This window comes from Hydrotalea flava (assembly GCF_001623405.1).
In the GTDB taxonomy this organism is placed as follows: domain Bacteria; phylum Bacteroidota; class Bacteroidia; order Chitinophagales; family Chitinophagaceae; genus Hydrotalea; species Hydrotalea flava.
Map to the genome: position 1 here is coordinate 39,122 of NZ_LUHG01000040.1, position 18,637 is coordinate 57,758.

Consider the following 18,637-nt stretch of genomic DNA (forward strand, 5'->3'; position numbering starts at 1 on the left):
TAGAAATTAATGATACCGTTGTTTCAAAAAATAATCTTATTCTCATTAATACCCGTTTTTACTATGCTGGTTGGCGGCATTGTGGCTATTTATAAAAGGCCAAACGGAAATATTCGGAGCTTGATCTTGCATTTTGCTGCAGGGGTGGTATTCTCTGTGGTAGCGGTAGAGCTATTGCCTGATATTGTAAAAGAACACAAACCCATGCAGGTGATTATTGGTTTTGCCCTGGGGTTGATAACTATGTTATTAATTAAAAGATTTACAGAGAAAAAAGAAGAAACGGAAGCTGTAACAGTCTCTGGCAAATTACCTATGAGCCTATTGGTAGCTATCGGGGTTGATATTTTTGTTGATGGCTTATTGTTAGGTATTGGATTTTCGGCAGGCAGTACGGAAGGAATGCTGCTTGCTATTGCATTATCTGTGGAACTGTTATCGTTGGGCATGGCAACTGCAACTGAGTTAGGGCAAAATAAATTAAGCAGGCAAAAATCAATAACCGTTATCGCAGTACTTTCTTTTGTGTTTTTTGCAAGTGCAGTTTTAGGGGCTACATTATTACATAATTTATCGGATAGCGCAATGGAAATTGTATTGTCTTTCGGATTGTCTGCTTTGCTGTTTTTAGTTACCGAAGAGTTATTAATGGAAGCGCATGAAGAAAAAGAAACAGTATGGCATACTTCTTCATTTTTTGTTGGATTTCTGTTGTTTTTAATTTTAGGTATGATTGTTTAAACCTTTATATGTTTTTATGAGTAAAAAAATAAAACATGAACAACAAACGTGGCTTAAAAATATAAGCGGTGTAAAGAAATTACTGATTTGTATTTTACTTACTGTTGTTGTTTATATTATTCTGTTGTTCTTTAAAGTTGACCCGAAGAGCAGGATAATATTAGGATGGGACACATTTTGTCTTTGTATGATTTTACTAAGCTGGCTTCTTTTTTTTACTACAGGCCCCAATGAATTATGCGCCATTGTAGAAAAACAGGATGATGGGCTTAAAGTAATTTTTATGATAGTACTTGTCGCCGTTTGCCTTAGCCTGTTTGGTACGCTATTGCTTTTAAACAGTAAAAGTGAATTAACATTTAATAAAGTATTTCATACTATCGTTTCGCTCTCTCCAGTTTTGCTTTCATGGATTTTACTGCATACAACTTTTGCCATACGCTACGCACACTTGTATCATGACCACAACAAATTGAATACCGGCAGTAATGTTGGAGGTATTGACTTTCCCGCCAAACAGCAGCCCGATTATATTGATTTTGCATATTTTTCTTTTGTGATAGGCATGACGTTTCAGGTGTCGGATGTGGTTGTAAGCTCCAGGGTTATCAGGCGCTTTGTTTTAATGCATAGCTTAATTTCTTTTGTTTTCAATACGATTATTGTTGCACTAACTATAAATACTATTGCGGGACTTAAACAATAATTAATTGGAAGAGCTATTATTTAAAAATTATAATTATGGACGAATTAAAATTGGATAAATGGCAGAAAGATTTTGAAACAGAAGTTAAAAGTTTGCAGGCGGAGTACGATGCATTTCTTTTACCAAAAAAGTTTGAGGATATATATCAATTAAAAATTGATGAAACAAACCACACACTTTCTTTATGGATAGATACAGAGGATTTACCAAAAGAAATTGAAAACAGGCTATCTGAATTGTTGTTAAAAACAGAGCCGGAAGATTCGGTATAAATTATTTTGTGACCATTTATTTTAAAAGCAGTTCTTTTTATTAAAAGAGATATAGTATAATTAGCAAAAAAATTAAGAATAAAAAACAGAGAAGTATCTACTAAATATTAACAAAATTAAGAGCAGAAACTATGTATTTTTACATCCATAAAACAAATAAAAATGAACAGACTCAATTGCTGGAAATGCGTAGTGATGCTGGCATCCGTTTTAGGAATGGTTTCAGTGTTTACTGCATAGTAACGAATAAACAATCATTTTGAAAGGTTGCGGATAGAAATATCTGCGACCTTTTTATTTTTAAAACCAAACGTCATGCAAAGTAGAAAGCAACATTGGGAAACAGTATTCACCTCTAAAGCATCAAATGAGGTAAGTTGGTTTCAGGAGTATCCTAACACTTCAATAGCGTTTTTAGAACTTTTCAACTTGCCATTGACTGCTAACATCATTGACATAGGTGGCGGCGATTGCAATTTGGTTGATACACTTTTAGATAAGGGGTATAATAATATTTGGGTGCTGGATATTTCAGCGGCAGCATTAGAACGGGCAAAAAACCGTTTAGGTGAAAAAGCCGGTTTGGTGCATTGGATTGTTTCTGATATAACTGAATTTGAACCACCAGTGCAGTTTGATTTTTGGCACGACAGGGCAGCCTTTCATTTTCTTACCAGCGATGAGGCTATCAGTAAATATGTAGCTATTGCTGAAGCAGGTATTCGTAACAAAGGGTATTTAGTGTTAGGTACATTTTCAGAAACCGGACCCGAAAAATGCAGTGGCTTACAAGTTCAACAATACAACGAGGCATCTATGAGTGCAAGATTTGAGATAGCATTTGACAGGATTAAGTGTATTACAGAAGACCATACGACACCTTTTAATACGGTTCAGAATTTTCTTTTTTGCAGCTTTCAAAAGAAGTAACAAATGTACAGCATCATAACAGGCACCATATTATTAGGCATTACTCATGCTCTTATTCCAAACCACTGGTTGCCATTAGTGGCTATTGCCAGGTCGGAAAAATGGGAGAAATATGAATTGATGCTGGTAGCTTCTATTACAGCATCGGCTCATGTGCTGGGCACTGTTATTCTTGGCTTTGCATTGGGAATGGTTGGTTCAAAACTGGCGCATCAATATGAAGGATATGTGCATGTAATTGCACCGGTGCTATTGATAATATTCGGATTAATCTATTTTACTGTAAACCTGCCGCACCATCATCATGCTGCCAATAAGGATGTACAGCAATATAAAAAATCGAAAACCAAATGGGTGTTGATTTTTGCAGCTACCATGTTTTTATCTCCCTGCCTGGAAGTAGAAAGTCTTTTTCTTGCAGCGGGTGCCTATGGGTGGAATGATATTTTACTGCTGGCCCTGGTGTATGCGGCAATCAGCATCACAGGAATTATCACTCTTGTAATGCTTGCATTTAAAGGAGTGCAGATGATGAACTCACAATTTATTGAGCACAACGAAAAACGTATTACCGGTATGGTATTAATTATTGTAGGCATTGTTACATTTTTTTTACACTAAATAAAGTTTTATGGCACATAAACATGATGAAACAAAAATTGCAGAGCAGGAAGCTTGTTGCAATCTGGATGAAAAATTAAACGATGCAAAAGTGGTATCCATGCAGAGTGATGACGACAGGCATAATCATGGTGAAGAGGAAGGCCCGGGAATAAAGCCCTGGTTACCAGCAATAGCCAGTTTTACACTTTTGATGCTGGGCATTGCTATGGATAACTGGATTAAACCAACTCCATCCTGGTTTTCAGGTTGGGCCCGGCTTGCATGGTATATTGTTGCTTATGTTCCTGTTGGTTTACCTGTGGTGATTAAAGGAATAAAAACAGCTATTAAAGGAGATGTGTTTACCGAGTTTTTCCTGATGAGTGTGGCTACTATTGGTGCTTTTTATATTGGCCAATATCCGGAAGGTGTAGCGGTAATGCTTTTCTACGCAGTGGGAGAATTATTTCAGGATGCTGCTGTTAACCGTGCTAAGAGAAGCATTAAAGCACTGCTGGATGTAAGACCGGACAGCGCCGATGTTTTAAGAAATGGCATTTACGTTAATCTCCCGCCGGAGAGTGTAAAAGTTGGCGAAACCATCCAGATAAAAGTTGGTGAAAGAGTTCCCTTGGATGGAGAAATGTTAAGCGAGGGAAGTTCATTTAATACTTCAGCTTTAACAGGTGAAAGTAAACCTTCCAGTTTTACCAAAGGTGAAACAGTGCTGGCAGGAATGATTAACCAGGAAAAAGTAGTAGAGCTAAAAGTAACAAAGCTATTTAATGATTCTTCGCTTGCAAGAATATTGACGCTTGTACAGGACGCAACGACCAGAAAAGCAAAAACAGAACAATTTATCCGGAAGTTTGCAAGAATATACACTCCCATCGTTGTGTTTCTTGCAATTGGCATCACACTTATCCCCTGGCTATTTGTAGAGAACTATGTGTTCAATACATGGCTATACAGGGCCTTAATATTTTTAGTAATCAGTTGCCCTTGTGCATTGGTAATTTCAATTCCGTTAGGATATTTCGGAGGAATTGGAGCGGCTTCACGGAAAGGTATTTTATTCAAAGGCTCCAACTACCTGGATTTGATGACAAAAATAAACCAGGTGGTAATGGATAAAACCGGAACACTTACCAAAGCTGTTTTTAAAGTTCAGGAAGTGGAGAGTTATGATATTCCCCAGGATGAATGGTTACCGCTTGCTGCCGCACTGGAAGCTAAATCAACCCATCCTGTTGCAAAAGCTGTTGTGGAGTATGCAAATAATAACTATCTTAAAATACAGGTAGATGCTTTAGAAGAAATTAGTGGCCACGGGTTAAAAGGAGAAGTAAATGGAAAGGAAGTGCTGGCAGGTAATGTGAAGTTGATGGATATGATGAAAGTACCGGTAAATGATGGATTAAGAACAATCGTGGATACAATTGTAATTGTGGCAATTGAAAGGAAACTGGCAGGCTACCTGACAATTGCAGACGAAATAAAAGAGGATAGTAAACAGGCTGTAGATGCCCTGCACAAACTGAATGTAAAAACAACCATGCTTAGCGGAGATAAGCAAGCCGTTGTAGATAAAGTGGCTAAGTATTTAGGCATTGACAAAGCTTACGGTGACCTCTTACCCGAAAATAAAGTACAAAAGGTTGAAGCCCTTAAACATGATAAAATGAATGTAGTGGCATTTGTAGGTGATGGTATTAATGATGCGCCGGTGCTTGCATTAAGTGATGTGGGAATTGCAATGGGTGGTTTAGGCAGCGATGCTGCTATTGAAACAGCAGATGTGATTATACAAACTGACCATCCATCCAAAATTGCTACTGCAATACAAATTGGTAAAGCAACCACAAAAATTGTCTGGCAAAATATCGGGTTGGCTTTTGGGGTAAAATTAATTGTGTTGATTCTTGGCGCTAGTGGCCTGGCTACTATGTGGGAAGCTGTGTTCGCTGATGTTGGAGTAGCTATGCTGGCAATATTGAATGCGGTAAGAATTCAAAGAATGAAATTCTAAAATTCTCATATGCACAGTACCCAGTTGAAATTATTTTTTACGGTACTTCTTCTGATAATTTCGTTTAATCTTTTTTCTCAAAAAGAACGGGTTAGGGCAATTTACAGAACCAGTGAAGACTTCGTAAAAGGAAATCTTTCTTTTGACAATAATTGCAACAACAAGCATTTAAGAATAAGGCTGAATGATTTTTTTTCAAAGAAGTATATTACTGTTAAGAGAGGCGATAGTAGCTTAAGGCTTTTAAAAAACGATATTTTCGGATACAGAAATTGTAACAATGAAATTTTTCGGTTTAAGGGTAAAATTGAACTTTTCTTACTAAATGCGGGGGAACAAATTCTTATCTACAAACATATTGTTTCAAAGCCGCCTATGGGCAGAACTAATGTGACGAATTATTATTTCAGTTTAGGTGTTAATTTCCCGGTTCAAACACTTACAATCAAAAATTTGAAGAATGCTTTCCCGGCAAACTTAATCTTCAATAATTTTATTGATGCGAATTTTAAGTACAACACAGATTTAGCTGCATTTGATGAAATAAAAAAGATATATAGAATTAACTTGCTTTTAAATGAGAGTTTGAGGCAAAATAATTCAAGAGAAAGAATAGATAAACAGTAAAACCAACACAGGGATGTCATTTTTGCAATACAATTTTCTCAACTATTATCTAAAACAAATTTTATGAATTATTATTTCACAAAAACTCTATCAGGAGATTTTAATAACATCATTGAAAGAGTAACCGGATTATTAAAAGCCGAGGGGTTTGGAGTGCTTACCGAAATAGATATAAAAGCAACCTTAAAAAAGAAACTTGATGCAGACTTTTATAATTATAAAATCCTTGGTGCCTGCAACCCAACTTTTGCATACAAAGCACTGCAAACTGAGGATAAAATAGGAACCATGCTACCATGCAATGTGATTGTTCAGGAAAAGGAGTCCGGGAAAATCGAAGTTTCAGCGGTGAATCCAATTGCTTCAATGCAGGCAATAGAAAACCCCGGTTTGAAAGATATTGCTGAACAGGTACGGGAAAAATTGAAGCGGGTTGTTGATTTAATTTAATAACATTTATTTACGATGAAAAAACTTAATGAACTAATGCAGGAAATAATCCTGATAACGACAAAAATTGAAACCGACTATCCGGAATTATACCGCTACCTTGACGAAACCCCATTAGTAATTTGTGATACCGAAGAAAAGGCAATATGCCTGGCAGATATGGAGAAATATCTTGAATCCCTAAAAGAACAGCTTGAACATCACATAGCAACACATATAGGCCAGTCTAACATGCCATCCTAAATTACTATGAATCAATTGCCTTATGGAGGCAGGATTGTATTCAATTACATGGAAAGTTCAAGGATTTGATTACCTTGCATTACAGATATGAAAATTATTGCTTCAATAATGGCTTTTGTTGTGTTGTTCCTTTCAGTGGAACCGGCTTTAGCATTATTGAAGAAAAAACAATCAACTGAATGTTGTGGCGGAGGTTGCCACAAAACGGGTAATGAACAGAAACAGGAACCATCAAGCAACAATAATTCCCAAAACAATAATTGTAACCCTTTTCAATCATGCGCAAGCAACATTTGCAGCTTCACAGTAACTTCTTCTTTTTTCAATATTAAGGAGCCTCACTTTTATTCAAATAACTTTACTCCCTTTTCCGAAAACTTCCGCTCACAATTTGCTCCTGACTTCTGGCAACCGCCTAAGATAAGTTAATGAACTCCCCGACTATCTGTTTGATGTTATGTCTTTAGCTCATACTAAAGGCGTATTCTTATTCATTAACTCAAAAATTATTTTCAATGAAATCAAAATATTTCAGTGTAATGGCGTTGCTGTTTGCAATGTCGTTCACAATTGCACAGGTTAGTTGTGCCCAAACACCTAATCCACAATCAAAAGCTTCAAATCCTAACGATACAACTGTTACTGTAAAAGTATCAGGCATAACCTGTTCTGGTGATTTAAAAATGATTGCCGACAATGTAGAGAAAATGAATGGCGTAAGCAGTTGTAAGCAAGTGGGTAAAATGTCAACTTCCACAAGCTTTGAAGTGAAATTTGATGGCACAAAAATATCTTATTCAGAACTGGTAAAAGCCATTGAAGGTACGGCAAGCTGCGACCACCCAGACCAGCGGCCATATAAGGTAAAGGCAAAAAATTAAATTCATTAACAAACAGTATTGGCGCAGGTGTGAACATGCCTGTGCCAATACCTAAACTCCGTCAAATGAAAAAAATATTCATTTGCTTGTGCTTGTTAATGTTTTATTCATTTTCCTATGCACAAGCTGATACACTGCCACATGTACTTATTAAAAGGATTAGTGGTACTAAACTGTATGCTTCGGAATTAACAAACAAAAACAAACCTGTTTTAATTGCTTTCTGGGCTACCTGGTGCAAATTCTGTTTGGCAGAGCTTTCGGCAATTTCATCCCAATACCAATTATGGAAAGACTCAACCGGTATAAAACTGGTTGCTATTTCTACAGATGAAGGAGTAACAGAAGAATACATCAAAAGCTTTACAGAACGCCGCAATTGGCCTTTTGAAATCTATTGGGATTATAAAAAAGCTGTCAAGAAATCGCTTGGTATAGAGGAAATTCCTCACCTCTTGTTAGTTGATAACGGAGGTAGAATCATTTGGCAGAAAATTGGCTTCAACCCAGGTGATGAAACAATCATTTTCATAAAGCTTAAAGAGCTTTTACCAACTCAAAAAAATTAAGAGATGAAGGTACTATATATAATAACTGCAATAATTTTTATGATGCCAGGCATTTCAGCCGCACAATCACTCAAAGGCAAAGTTGTAACTGAAAACAATAAACCACTTGCAGGCGCAAGTGTACATTGGTTAGATTTACCCAATGGAACTATTACCGACAGTCTTGGAATATTTGAGCTGCAATTTTCAAAAAACACAGTCAAAAAACTAGTCGTTAGTTATGTTGGTTACCGGTCTGACACTATTGCAATCAACAATGAAGAAGCAGTGGAAATCAGGCTTGCGGAGGGTAAGCAATTAGGTGAAGTTATAGTAACTGGAAAACGACCCGGGATTTATATTTCAGAAATCAGCCCCATAAAAACCGAAGTAATAACAAAAGTGGAACTAAAAAAAGCCGCCTGCTGCGATTTGGCCGGTTGTTTTGAAACACAGGCGTCAGTTCAGCCACAAACTACCAATGTAATTACCAACTCTAAAGAATTACGAATACTTGGTTTATCCGGTGTTTACAACCAGGTGCTGATTGACGGGATGCCGATGATACAGGGACTTTCTTATACTTATGGCATCAGCAGCATACCGGGTACACTGGTTGACAATATTTATATTTCTAAAGGAGCAAACTCTGTGATACAGGGTTTTGAAAGCATAAGCGGTCAAATAAACGTAGAAACAAAAGAGCCTGATAACACCGATAAGCTTCTGTTGAATTTGTATGCAAATAGTTTTTTGGAAAAACATCTGAATGCCAACTATTCATTTAAATATAAGAAATGGAGTAGCCTTGCAGCATTTCATACAGTGCAACCTGCCAACAGGATTGACAGGGATAATGATAAGTTTATGGACCTCCCCTTGCTTACCAGGTATATGATTTCAAACAAATGGAAATATGGAAATGACAGGGACTGGGGTTGGAGTTCCAGGATTGGTATCCGTTATCTGAATGAACAAAGAATTGGCGGGCAAACAAATTTTAATATCAATACAGATAAAGGCACTACAAATGCTTACGGCCAAACTGTAAATATTCAGCAACCTGAGTTATGGACAAAAACCAGTTATCGTTTCAACGATAAACATAAAATTACATTCATTGGGTCATCATTTTATCAAAATCAGCACTCGTTTTTTGGTACTACAAAATACTCAGCCAGTCAAACAAATATTTATGCTAACCTGCAGTATGAATTATTGTACAAAGAAAAACACATACTAAAAACAGGTATAAGTTACAGGCATCTTTCTCTGAATGAGGATATTTCTTTTACAGCAAATCCGTTAAACAGAACCTTTGCAGGGAGATATCAAAGAATAGAAAATATCCCTGGCATTTTCGCCGAAAATACATTTAACTGGAAAGGTGATAAGTTGGTTTGGATTACAGGCATTCGTGCAGATTTTCATAACCAGTTCGGCACTTATATCACTCCAAGAACTTTACTTAAATATGAAATAAAAGAAAATTCAACCTTCAGGGCATCTGTAGGCACAGGATGGAGAACTGTAAATCTCTTTAGTGAAAATGTTGGTTTATTGGCAAGCTCAAGGGATATAGTTTTTACAGAGCAGTTAAAGCCGGAAAAAGCAATAAATTTTGGTGCAAATTTTACACAGAAGTTTGATAGTAAAAATATTGAGGGATATATCAGTATTGATTATTACCGAACCCAATTTCAAAATCAGATTTTTCCTGATTATGATGCCAGCCCATCTAAAGCAATCATTTCTAATTTCACTGGCAAATCAATTTCTGATGGTTTTCAGGTTGAAGCGTATTCAAAGTTTTTCAGTCGCTTTGAGGCTAAAGCAGCTTATGTGTATTTGGATGTGTACCGTAAAGTAAATGGGAGAAAATTTGTTCTTCCGTTTAATCCGGCACATAAAATTCTATCAACTCTTTCTTATAAGCCTTTAACCAGCAAATGGCATTTAGATGTAAACATACATTGGTACGGAGTACAGCAATTGCCCAATACATCTGCTAATCCGCCGGAGTTTCAGCGGCCTCAAAAATCAAAACCATTTACGCTTGTCAATGCACAGTTCACCAAAACATGGAAACAGTTTGAGGTATATGCAGGTTGTGAAAACATTTTTGACTTCAGGCAGCAACGGCCAATCATAAGCTGGCAAAATCCTTTCAGTCCTTATTTTGATACATCTTCTGTTTGGGGGCCAACAAGAGGAAGAGAATTATATCTGGGAGTTAGATTTATGATAAAATAAAAAAGGGTTCCTAAATCAACAGGATGTAATTATATAATATGGATGGTGATGTACTCCCTATCCTTCTTGCCTTTAGTTGGCGGCCCGCTGTACAAACAGTGATTCGCATGAACTATCATTTCAACTGGCAGGTTTTCAATTTGAGGTAAGCAGTTACATTTAACCATCAGCATAAATGGCAATAGCACCTTTCTCAAATGCTGAACTCATAATCTTCAGAGGTAATTTACCTGGACAGTATTTTGTTGTTTCTATCAGATAAACAACTCTCAGGTTGGTAAGTGGTTTTAGCCATTTCAGATACTCCTGAAGATGTTCCGCAATTTGCCTGACCTTTGTATTAGGCTTCTCTTTTATTACAAGCACAAATATGCCATTCTTTTCATTAGTCAGAAATCTGGCTGCTTTCAGCATTGCACCCAAATATCCTTTGCGGCTGGTGCCTGTATCACATTCCATAATGATATAATCATTTTCCTTTTTTAAAACAGTATCGGGTTTATATCCTTTAGCAAGCTGACCGCCTGAATTTAGAACTGAATAGCCTTCGGCATTGTGCAAGAGATTCTTAAATAACTTGTCTTTCATTTGTTCCTGTATAAACTATGGCTTGATATTCTGTAAAGTAAAGAAGATTCTATTTCAAGTGTGTCAAAATACAATTCAATATCAGACTTGCTCTTGCAGTAGCAAATTCTTCAAATCTATCCTCTGTCCACAAGGTTTCATCAGCAGGAATTAAATGTCGCTTTACAAAAGCTGCTTTATCTGTTACATGATTATTAATCCAGTCTTTGAAAGGGCTTGCATTTTTTAATCCTCTGTTAGTGCTGAAATCTATTAGTTGAGAGTTTCTGATACTATTGATTTTTGCTGATTCAATCTTTAGAGATTCTAATATTGATTTAGGCATGATGTGGTCAATATCATTTATTCTAATAGTCTGTCCTCTGTCGCACATCAGGTAATAAACAAATGAACTTTCTAATTCATCGAGGTTATCGATAGTATAAGTTCTGGTAAACGTAATTGGATGGTCTGTATAAACCTGGAACAATTCATCGGTTGGGAAATCTTTGTTCTTAAAATGCTGCATCTTATCTAATAGCTTACGGATGCCTGTTTTGTATGGTATCCATCCAGCGCCTTTACTTTTGAAAACCCCATTAATAAGTGAATGGTAAATCCATTTTTCCATTTTAGGATACTCTGTATTTTTAGCATCAAAATTGGCAAAGAATCTACCCAGTTCAGCATCGCTTATTTGCTTATGAAAAAGATGATAAGCAATAAAAAACAATGGAATAAAAGAACGGTTACCATCCTTATAGTAGTAATATAATTTTGAATTGATAAGAAAATCCTTGAGGCATTTCAGAGTAATTTTAATCCTATCCCTGTTTTTTATAGCAAATTGAGCATCGGCTGCTTCAATTGCAGCCATCTCTTTTTTGTGATTGTCCTGCAGCAGGAAAATCAATTTAATAAGATTATCCTGTGTTAGTCCAATTTCTTCATAGCTCTTTAAGGTTTCTTCTAAAAAACCTTCCATCTCCCATTCAAATCCTTTGAGCACAGAAGCTACCAAATCAAACGAAGAAAGCTTTGTGCCGCCATCGTTCAATCTTCGGAATAACTCAACGATTCTTTGTTTATTGGTTATTTCATCAAATGACTTATTCACTGACACTTTTGAAATACCAAGACAATCCGCTGTCAAGGTATTCTTGTAAAACGCTTTTATGTTTTTTTCAACATGTTTTGTTTGAATAGCATCCTGTATATTTTGTACCTTTATTATTTCTTCAGCAACCTGGTCTTCATCGTTGGTGTCTTTTAATCTTTTTAGCAAGGAACTGGCAAGATACCAGTTATGTTCAGGTATTGTTCTGTCTTCATTTCCCTTTGACTGTTTCGGAAGTTTACTTTCTTCCTTTTCAAACTTAAATTCAAATTCAGTATTATAATCACTGAACAAGTCAAAATATAAAACTTTGCCATTAAAACTCCCTTTTAGCCCTATATAAAAGGATTGCAATCGCTGTTGCCCGTCAATAACGAAATTTTGTAATTGGGTTAGAGTATCTACTTGTCTTGAATTTATGATGCCACCATCTTTTGTAAATGTCCTGTAATTAAAAAGTGGTTTACTTCCCTTTTCTTCCTCAATCACCATAATGCCGCCAAAAGAGTCACCTTTCAATAATGTATCAAACAGCAGTTCCATTTTTTCCTCATCCCAAACCAGTCTTCGCTGAATAACGGGGAGAACAAATTTTTCCTCTTCTATTTCGTTGATTACGTCTGATATTTTATATGATTTCCAGATTGCCATAAACAGTTAGTTATTGAATTGCTAATTTAGACTGATTTTCTTAATTATCAGGGAGACCCGGCACAGTCCTTCTGCCTTTTCAAACATTCTCCTTTATTATGACAGATGGCAGAACCACTGTGCCGGACAATGAACTCAGCAATTGAGTTTGGCTATCGGCAGATATACATAACCTGTCCTGCCAAACACAATTCCAGATAAATAAAGAAGCCATATACATTTGTAATCTAATCCTGAATGCTATATGTTGATTTTTGCTTACGGCTCAAATATGAATCTGAACAGGCTTACAAAAAGGGTTCCTTCGGCAGTGAAGGTTACCAACGCATTTCTTCCGGGATACAGATTAGTTTGTAACAAAGTAAGCAAGGATGGTTCTGCAAAAGCCAATATTATAAAGATTGATAATCTTGCTGAATTGGTTTGGGGAGTGTTGTTCACCATTAATAGTAATGAAAAATATTTGCTTGATAAAGCAGAAGGTTTAGGCATGGGTTACAATGAAGATATATTGACTTTTTTTGATGACATCAACAATACTTACACTGCCCAGGTTTATATTGCCGACAGTAACTCTATAGATAATACTTTGCTACCGTATGATTGGTATAAAGAATTTATTATAAGCGGTGCAATCCAAAATAAATTACCTGCTGAATATATTTCACAACTACAATCTATTATTTGCATTCGTGACCATGATGAAGAAAGAAGAACAAAAAACTATTCTATTCTTTCAGGAAAGTAGTATTTTTTTGTTACCGGCTTTTAAATCTTTGTGCATCTTCCGGTGCGACGCTCCGTTCATCGTTCTGTTCTTCTATCATCAATAGACCCGGCGCAATCCTTTCTCCATTTATATAAATCGTTACTCCTTCGTCATAACGAAACGGCGAAACCATTGCACCGGATAAAGATTATTGGGAATTGAGATTGGCTTCTCCACCAGATTCCAGAAATCGCTCCTGCCAAACACAATTCCAGGCATTCATATATTCCTGATACTTTAAAGAATACCCCTATCATTTCGCAAATAAGAATCCATAAATAGTAATAACCCGTTTTGTAAGAAAATGGGCAAAAGCGAAAGCGAAGCTATGCGGCTGCGATAATGATTTATCAAAGTGCAAAAAGACTACGGCATAAACAAGAATATACCACACTACTTACGATTTTATTTATTCCGTTTCCTTTTTGCTTCCATGCAGCCGCCTTACTGTAATGCTTTCTTTTTTTCCATTTTTTCTTTTACAAAACATTTTTTTTCATCATCAGAACACAATTAAACAATCATTTTTTAAACATTTAAAAATTCAGTTATGGAAATCATCGGAAGAATTACAGCAGACGCAACCATTATCGAAACAAAAGCAGGGAAAAAAGTGGTGAACTTTTCCATTGCTATTAATGACACTTACAAAGCAAAAGGCAGTACCGAAGTACAAAAAATTGTAACCTATGTAAACTGTTCGTACTGGATTAATCCGGGTGTATCGTCTTATTTAACCAAAGGTACTTTGGTAGAATGTTATGGCCGTATTAGTGCAAACGCCTGGACGAACAAAGAAGGCGAAGTAAAAGCCAGTCTTACATTCCATGTAAATACCATCAAACTGCATGGCCGTTCTACTGGTGGTAATGCAACACCTGCACCTGTAGTGCCAATGAACACCACACCTGCGGCAGTTTCAGAAGTTGCAGAGGATTTACCATTTTAACTTTCATGGCATCCCGTCAAACGGCGGGATGCCTTTCATTTTTTAATCATTCAAAAAATTATAACTATGGCACACAATATCAATTTTAATGAACAAACAGGTAAACACAGTTTCTTTTCAGTAAATGAAAAGGCATGGCATGGTTTGGGGCAAATTGTACAGGATTATCCCACCAGTAAAGAAGCATTGCAATTTGCAGGGCTTGATTTTGAAGTTTCCAAAAGACCTAATATTCACAGATTGGATAATGGAAACGAAATAGTTTCCAACAGTTCTTTTTATACTTACCGCCCTGATACCAACGCCATATTGGGTGACCGTTTGGGTAAAGATTATGAAGTAGTACAAAATGCAGATGCCTTTAGTTTTTTTGATGCTATTGTAGATGGTGATGGCATCCAATACGAAACCGCAGGAGCATTAGGCAAAGGCGAGAAGATTTTTATAACAGCCAAACTTCCCGGTTATATCAAAGTGGGCAATGATGATATGATTGAAAAGTATTTATTTCTTACCACTTCGCATGATGGTTTTGGAAGCATCATGGCGGCATTTACACCTACAAGAATTGTTTGTAACAATACCCTCAGTGCCGCTTTGAGAAACTGTAGTAATTCCGTTAAAATTCGTCATACTGCCAATGCGAAAGAACGGCTGGAGGAAGCTCACAAAGTAATGGGAATATCTAACCAGCTTTCTGTACAGTTAGAAGGGATTTTTAACCAATGGGCAAAGGTTCGTATTACCGATAAGGAAGTACAGAAGCTAATACAAATGGCGATGGTTCCTAATAAAGAGGTATTGCAAAACATTCAGAAAGGAGAACTGGATGAACTGAGTACTTGTTTTAAAAATATGTGTGATGATGTGTATGAATATAACATGAGCAGCCTATCGCAGCAATACGAAACCACAAAAGGAACGGTGTTTGGAGCTTACAACGCTATTACCGGCTATTTTCAGAATGTAAGAAATTACAAAGATGATGAAGCCAAAATGAAATCCTTATTGTACGGAGGAACGGCACAGTTAAGAACACAAAAAGCCTTTCAACTTTGTGAGGATTTTGTAAAGAGTGAAATGGTGGGTATTTATAATTGACGATTATTAAGGGGCATTGCAAAATGCCCCTTAAACTTGTAAAAAAGCTGCCCCGCAACATCGTGGTAGAGTTTACAAAATGGCGGGGCAGCTTGAGGTTTTGGTGATAATAGATTGTAATGGTAAATTTGGATAATGCACTATGCTATGCAAATAGAACCAATTAGGAAAGCCCTGATAATCGGTTCCCCCGGTATTGAGGGTGTGGACTATTTATATAGCACCTCAACAGATGTCACGAATATCAAAAATCACTTGCTTTCTTCAAGGGGAGGTAAATGGAAGGATAACGAGATACAAGTGTTATGGGATCCGGGCATTGCAGAATTAGCTGCAATTGTAGAAAACACAATTGCAGATTATCTTTTTGTTTATTATGCTGGACACGGTTATGAGACTACTATCAGAGAAAGAAAAATATGCTTATGTGATGCAGATGTTTCTGACTTTTTTCTGCTGAATAATAGTCCCCGGCAATTAATAGTGATTGATGCCTGCCGGGAAAAAGAATATCCCGCAATCAGCGGTATTCCGGAGGAGGAAGAATGGTTGCCTTTTGATGGTTATTATCCGGAAAGAGAGGCATTTGATAATTATATTTTGCAATCGCCGGTTGGAAAGAAAATAATTCATGCAACAAAAAGTGGGTTTGCTTCATGGGAAGATGTAAATGGTAGAGGTGGCATATTTACGACCAGTTTAATACTAAGTGCAAGAAAAATTCAATGCGCTGCTCTTTATGCTCCGCATAGTATAGAACAATCACTCAAAAAGGCAAGAAAGATTATTAAACAGTCAGGCGATGAACAAGAACCTGAGATAGTTTATTCAAGCGGCAACATGCAGGTACCGTTTGCTGTTTACGTTAAGACTGAAGCTAAAGCGGTTTATTCAAATTTCTCCAATCATAATAAGCCCCGAACTATCTCAAGAAGAGAGCCATCAAATTCTGGAGCTTTAGCCTTGGGTTTAATATTACTTGGGATTGTTTTAATAGCTAATAGTTCCGATTAAAAGCTTCTTATTTTCTTCATTAATTCTCCCACAAAGTTCGCCTTTTGTCTCCGTGGCGGCAATGAAATTCCGGCATAAAAAAGCTGTTCACACATAATTTAAGATACTATTTATTCCGTTGCTTCATTGCCTTGGTCGCCAAAAGACGGGACAGGTTCCATAATTAATTTTTAAATCTTTAAAATGAAATGTTATGGAACAGTTAGTAATGAATTTTCCGGAATGGACAAGAGTAGCTGAAGTAGAATTGGTGTATAAAACAAAAGTAAAGGCTTCTGAGCGGCCAAAGATTTCCAGCGTTAAAGATTGTTATCAATTGCTGAAAGAACTATGGAATGAAAACACTATTGAGATGCAGGAAGAATTTAAAGTGTTGCTATTGAACAGGGGTAACAAAGTAATTGGTGTTTATGAAGCTTCCGCAGGTGGTATTACAGGTACAGTGGCAGACCCAAGATTGATACTGGCTGCTGCTATTAAATCTCTTGCTGTAAGCATTATTCTTTCTCACAATCATCCGTCAGGAAATCTAAAACCAAGCAGGGCTGATGAAGAATTAACTCAAAAGATAAAAGTTGCTGCTTCTTACCACGATATAAAAGTGATAGACCACATTATTATTACCTGCGAAGGGTATTATAGCTTTGCTGATGAGGGGTTATTGTAAGCCCCTCTAAATCATTCTATTTCATTCTCTTAACTAAAAATGCTATTTTCGGTATATGACCTTTGAGGAAATTCTTGTACAATTTAAAACAGCCAAACCTTTACTGCTTTTAAGGGCTAAAAATGCTGCATTTATTATTTCCTTTTTCCAAAAGGTATTTTCAGATGCAAACGTAACCACCATTACAAATAGCGAATTGCGAAGTAAGCTGGAAGGATATATGGAAGAACTGTCTTATGAAGAAAAAGATGAAGAACTGGATGCCGGGACATTGTTTGATGACTTCTCAATCAGGGCATCACAGTACATTGATAAATGGAGCAATGGCGGATTCTTAAGTAAATATCCCAACGATGAAGGCGAAGACCTGCATGAATTAACTCCAGACACTCGTAAGGCTTTAAAATGGATTGCTGATTTAGAACGCAGGGAACATGTAGGAACAAACAGCCGTTTCAAGGATATTTTCTTTAAGCTTCAAAAAATGATTGAACAGACTAACGAAGATGCAGAAGCAAGAATAGAAGAATTGCAAAAGAAAAAATGGGCTATTGAAGACGAGATAAACCTGTTAAAGTCTGGAAAGAAACCATCAGTGTTTGATGAAACAGAGATTAAAGAACAATTTTACGATCTAAACAAAATGGCAAGGGAACTGCTTGCAGATTTCAGCGAAGTAGAACAGAACTTTGAACAAATAAGAAAGGATATACAACGGAAGTACACAGAAAAAGATATAGCTAAAGGTACATTATTGGTATTTGCTTTGGATGCCCTTGATGACATTGACCAGAAGCCACAGGGAAAAAGTTTTAAAGCTTTTTGGGAATTTTTGATGGACGAAAGAAGACAACAGGAATTTACACAACTTACGGAAAGACTTTATCATCTTTTGAATGAACACAATATTGATTATAATAACGACAGGTTTTTAAAACACCTGAAGCGCTACCTGCATGTATCAGGACGTAAAGTGATTGATTCAAACAGAAAATTAAGCGAAAAAATTAGCCGTGTACTTTCTGAAAAAAATATGCTGGAAAGAAGGCGGGCAATGGAGTTGATTGGCGATATAAGGCAAATGGCTTATTCCCTTATTGAAACAAAAATAAAGGAAGATGATTTTATAGTTATTGAGGATGAGCCCTACATTAATCTTTTTGACAGATGGGAACCCGGTGAAGAGAAAGACGATATTACGGGCATATTATTCCCTGATGGCACCGGCGAAGATGGGGATGCCGATTTTAAATTACTCTTTGACCAGTTTACAATTGACAGAAAGAAACTATTACAGAGAATTGATACTATGCTTGAAGAAAAGACTCAGGTTACATTGAAAGAAATTATTGATGAATATGGAATTGAAAATGGACTGAGTGAAATAGTTGGTTATTTTTCGATAGCTACTTCAAGTACGCATCATATAATAATAGAAGAAGCGAAAGAGCCAATTTTAATTGGTGAAAGAAAGGTAAATGTGCCAATGGTGATTTATACACGGCCAACAACAAATTAA

The 18,637-nt window shown here is 36.5% G+C and carries 20 protein-coding genes; 18 read left to right on the forward strand and 2 right to left on the reverse strand.

The window, feature by feature from the left end; genetic code table 11:
• Window positions 1-9: 9 nt before the first annotated feature.
• From A0F92_RS03390 to A0F92_RS03450, 12 genes are all read left to right on the forward strand, one after another.
• Window positions 10-741, forward strand: coding sequence for a ZIP family metal transporter (locus A0F92_RS03390; protein ID WP_068241701.1), 732 nt, complete (start codon window positions 10-12; stop codon window positions 739-741).
• 16 nt (window positions 742-757) lie between these two features.
• Window positions 758-1,447, forward strand: coding sequence for a DUF1345 domain-containing protein (locus A0F92_RS03395; protein WP_068241764.1), 690 nt, complete (start codon window positions 758-760; stop codon window positions 1,445-1,447).
• Between the two features lie 35 nt (window positions 1,448-1,482).
• Entirely contained in the window at window positions 1,483-1,719 is a 237-nt protein-coding gene (locus tag A0F92_RS03400) for a hypothetical protein (RefSeq protein WP_068241703.1), read from the forward strand.
• Window positions 1,720-2,034: 315 nt separating this feature from the next.
• Window positions 2,035-2,649 carry a class I SAM-dependent methyltransferase gene (locus A0F92_RS03405; RefSeq protein WP_068241705.1) on the forward strand — a complete coding sequence of 205 codons (615 nt, stop codon included), beginning with the start codon at window positions 2,035-2,037 and terminating at the stop codon, window positions 2,647-2,649.
• A 3-nt stretch (window positions 2,650-2,652) separates the two neighbouring features.
• Complete coding sequence (locus tag A0F92_RS03410; protein ID WP_068241708.1) at window positions 2,653-3,270, forward strand: hypothetical protein; 618 nt, start codon at window positions 2,653-2,655, stop codon at window positions 3,268-3,270.
• Window positions 3,271-3,280: 10 nt separating this feature from the next.
• Window positions 3,281-5,281, forward strand: a complete 2,001-nt coding sequence (locus A0F92_RS03415) for a heavy metal translocating P-type ATPase (RefSeq protein ID WP_068241710.1) — start codon at window positions 3,281-3,283, stop codon at window positions 5,279-5,281.
• Window positions 5,282-5,290: 9 nt separating this feature from the next.
• Window positions 5,291-5,908, forward strand: coding sequence for a hypothetical protein (locus A0F92_RS03420; RefSeq protein ID WP_068241713.1), 618 nt, complete (start codon window positions 5,291-5,293; stop codon window positions 5,906-5,908).
• 63 nt (window positions 5,909-5,971) lie between these two features.
• Window positions 5,972-6,358, forward strand: coding sequence for a DUF302 domain-containing protein (locus A0F92_RS03425; protein WP_068241715.1), 387 nt, complete (start codon window positions 5,972-5,974; stop codon window positions 6,356-6,358).
• Between the two features lie 15 nt (window positions 6,359-6,373).
• Window positions 6,374-6,601 (forward strand): hypothetical protein, encoded by a 228-nt coding sequence (locus tag A0F92_RS03430; RefSeq protein WP_068241716.1) that lies wholly within the window; start codon window positions 6,374-6,376, stop codon window positions 6,599-6,601.
• 515 nt (window positions 6,602-7,116) lie between these two features.
• A complete protein-coding gene (locus A0F92_RS03440; protein ID WP_068241721.1) occupies window positions 7,117-7,482 on the forward strand; it encodes a heavy-metal-associated domain-containing protein in 366 nt (121 codons plus the stop codon).
• Window positions 7,483-7,547: 65 nt separating this feature from the next.
• Window positions 7,548-8,051: a TlpA family protein disulfide reductase gene (locus A0F92_RS03445; protein ID WP_167516783.1), complete on the forward strand. Its 504-nt coding sequence runs from the start codon at window positions 7,548-7,550 to the stop codon at window positions 8,049-8,051.
• Between the two features lie 39 nt (window positions 8,052-8,090).
• The gene (locus tag A0F92_RS03450) at window positions 8,091-10,283 is read left to right on the forward strand and encodes a TonB-dependent receptor (RefSeq protein ID WP_218836917.1); all 2,193 of its coding nucleotides are present in this window, start codon (window positions 8,091-8,093) and stop codon (window positions 10,281-10,283) included.
• A 159-nt stretch (window positions 10,284-10,442) separates the two neighbouring features.
• Here A0F92_RS03450 and A0F92_RS03455 read toward each other — a convergent pair whose 3' ends face one another.
• Window positions 10,443-10,871, reverse strand: coding sequence for a hypothetical protein (locus tag A0F92_RS03455; RefSeq protein ID WP_068241726.1), 429 nt, complete (start codon window positions 10,869-10,871; stop codon window positions 10,443-10,445).
• Between the two features lie 49 nt (window positions 10,872-10,920).
• On the reverse strand, window positions 10,921-12,618 hold the full coding sequence (locus A0F92_RS03460) for a DUF262 domain-containing protein (RefSeq protein WP_068241727.1): 1,698 nt from the start codon (window positions 12,616-12,618) through the stop codon (window positions 10,921-10,923).
• Window positions 12,619-12,862: 244 nt separating this feature from the next.
• Between A0F92_RS03460 and A0F92_RS03465 the strand changes: the two genes are divergently transcribed.
• The 6 genes from A0F92_RS03465 to A0F92_RS03490 all read left to right on the forward strand — a co-directional run bounded on the left by A0F92_RS03465 (window position 12,863) and on the right by A0F92_RS03490 (window position 18,637).
• Window positions 12,863-13,366, forward strand: coding sequence for a gamma-glutamylcyclotransferase family protein (locus A0F92_RS03465; RefSeq protein ID WP_068241729.1), 504 nt, complete (start codon window positions 12,863-12,865; stop codon window positions 13,364-13,366).
• Between the two features lie 571 nt (window positions 13,367-13,937).
• Window positions 13,938-14,336 carry a single-stranded DNA-binding protein gene (locus A0F92_RS03470; protein WP_068241731.1) on the forward strand — a complete coding sequence of 133 codons (399 nt, stop codon included), beginning with the start codon at window positions 13,938-13,940 and terminating at the stop codon, window positions 14,334-14,336.
• 66 nt (window positions 14,337-14,402) lie between these two features.
• The gene (locus A0F92_RS03475) at window positions 14,403-15,437 is read left to right on the forward strand and encodes a DUF932 domain-containing protein (RefSeq protein ID WP_068241733.1); all 1,035 of its coding nucleotides are present in this window, start codon (window positions 14,403-14,405) and stop codon (window positions 15,435-15,437) included.
• A gap of 147 nt (window positions 15,438-15,584) precedes the next feature.
• Window positions 15,585-16,451 (forward strand): caspase family protein, encoded by an 867-nt coding sequence (locus A0F92_RS03480; protein WP_167516784.1) that lies wholly within the window; start codon window positions 15,585-15,587, stop codon window positions 16,449-16,451.
• A gap of 193 nt (window positions 16,452-16,644) precedes the next feature.
• Window positions 16,645-17,118 carry a JAB domain-containing protein gene (locus tag A0F92_RS03485; protein WP_068241737.1) on the forward strand — a complete coding sequence of 158 codons (474 nt, stop codon included), beginning with the start codon at window positions 16,645-16,647 and terminating at the stop codon, window positions 17,116-17,118.
• Between the two features lie 55 nt (window positions 17,119-17,173).
• The gene (locus tag A0F92_RS03490) at window positions 17,174-18,637 is read left to right on the forward strand and encodes a DUF3375 domain-containing protein (protein ID WP_068241739.1); all 1,464 of its coding nucleotides are present in this window, start codon (window positions 17,174-17,176) and stop codon (window positions 18,635-18,637) included.

Excerpts from the sequence above, each read along its gene's own strand:
- A0F92_RS03470 (WP_068241731.1), top strand. The coding sequence starts at position 13,938 with ATGGAAATCATCGGAAGAATTACAGCAGACGCAACCATTATCGAAACA.
- A0F92_RS03485 (WP_068241737.1), top strand. The coding sequence starts at position 16,645 with ATGGAACAGTTAGTAATGAATTTTCCGGAATGGACAAGAGTAGCTGAA.
- A0F92_RS03455 (WP_068241726.1), bottom strand. The coding sequence starts at position 10,871 with ATGAAAGACAAGTTATTTAAGAATCTCTTGCACAATGCCGAAGGCTAT.
- A0F92_RS03420 (WP_068241713.1), top strand. The coding sequence starts at position 5,291 with ATGCACAGTACCCAGTTGAAATTATTTTTTACGGTACTTCTTCTGATA.
- A0F92_RS03450 (WP_218836917.1), top strand. The coding sequence starts at position 8,091 with ATGATGCCAGGCATTTCAGCCGCACAATCACTCAAAGGCAAAGTTGTA.
- A0F92_RS03480 (WP_167516784.1), top strand. The coding sequence starts at position 15,585 with ATGCAAATAGAACCAATTAGGAAAGCCCTGATAATCGGTTCCCCCGGT.
- A0F92_RS03445 (WP_167516783.1), top strand. The coding sequence starts at position 7,548 with ATGAAAAAAATATTCATTTGCTTGTGCTTGTTAATGTTTTATTCATTT.
- A0F92_RS03460 (WP_068241727.1), bottom strand. The coding sequence starts at position 12,618 with ATGGCAATCTGGAAATCATATAAAATATCAGACGTAATCAACGAAATA.
- A0F92_RS03430 (WP_068241716.1), top strand. The coding sequence starts at position 6,374 with ATGAAAAAACTTAATGAACTAATGCAGGAAATAATCCTGATAACGACA.
- A0F92_RS03415 (WP_068241710.1), top strand. The coding sequence starts at position 3,281 with ATGGCACATAAACATGATGAAACAAAAATTGCAGAGCAGGAAGCTTGT.
- A0F92_RS03405 (WP_068241705.1), top strand. The coding sequence starts at position 2,035 with ATGCAAAGTAGAAAGCAACATTGGGAAACAGTATTCACCTCTAAAGCA.
- A0F92_RS03465 (WP_068241729.1), top strand. The coding sequence starts at position 12,863 with ATGTTGATTTTTGCTTACGGCTCAAATATGAATCTGAACAGGCTTACA.
- A0F92_RS03410 (WP_068241708.1), top strand. The coding sequence starts at position 2,653 with ATGTACAGCATCATAACAGGCACCATATTATTAGGCATTACTCATGCT.
- A0F92_RS03400 (WP_068241703.1), top strand. The coding sequence starts at position 1,483 with ATGGACGAATTAAAATTGGATAAATGGCAGAAAGATTTTGAAACAGAA.
- A0F92_RS03395 (WP_068241764.1), top strand. The coding sequence starts at position 758 with ATGAGTAAAAAAATAAAACATGAACAACAAACGTGGCTTAAAAATATA.
- A0F92_RS03390 (WP_068241701.1), top strand. The coding sequence starts at position 10 with ATGATACCGTTGTTTCAAAAAATAATCTTATTCTCATTAATACCCGTT.
- A0F92_RS03440 (WP_068241721.1), top strand. The coding sequence starts at position 7,117 with ATGAAATCAAAATATTTCAGTGTAATGGCGTTGCTGTTTGCAATGTCG.
- A0F92_RS03475 (WP_068241733.1), top strand. The coding sequence starts at position 14,403 with ATGGCACACAATATCAATTTTAATGAACAAACAGGTAAACACAGTTTC.
- A0F92_RS03490 (WP_068241739.1), top strand. The coding sequence starts at position 17,174 with ATGACCTTTGAGGAAATTCTTGTACAATTTAAAACAGCCAAACCTTTA.
- A0F92_RS03425 (WP_068241715.1), top strand. The coding sequence starts at position 5,972 with ATGAATTATTATTTCACAAAAACTCTATCAGGAGATTTTAATAACATC.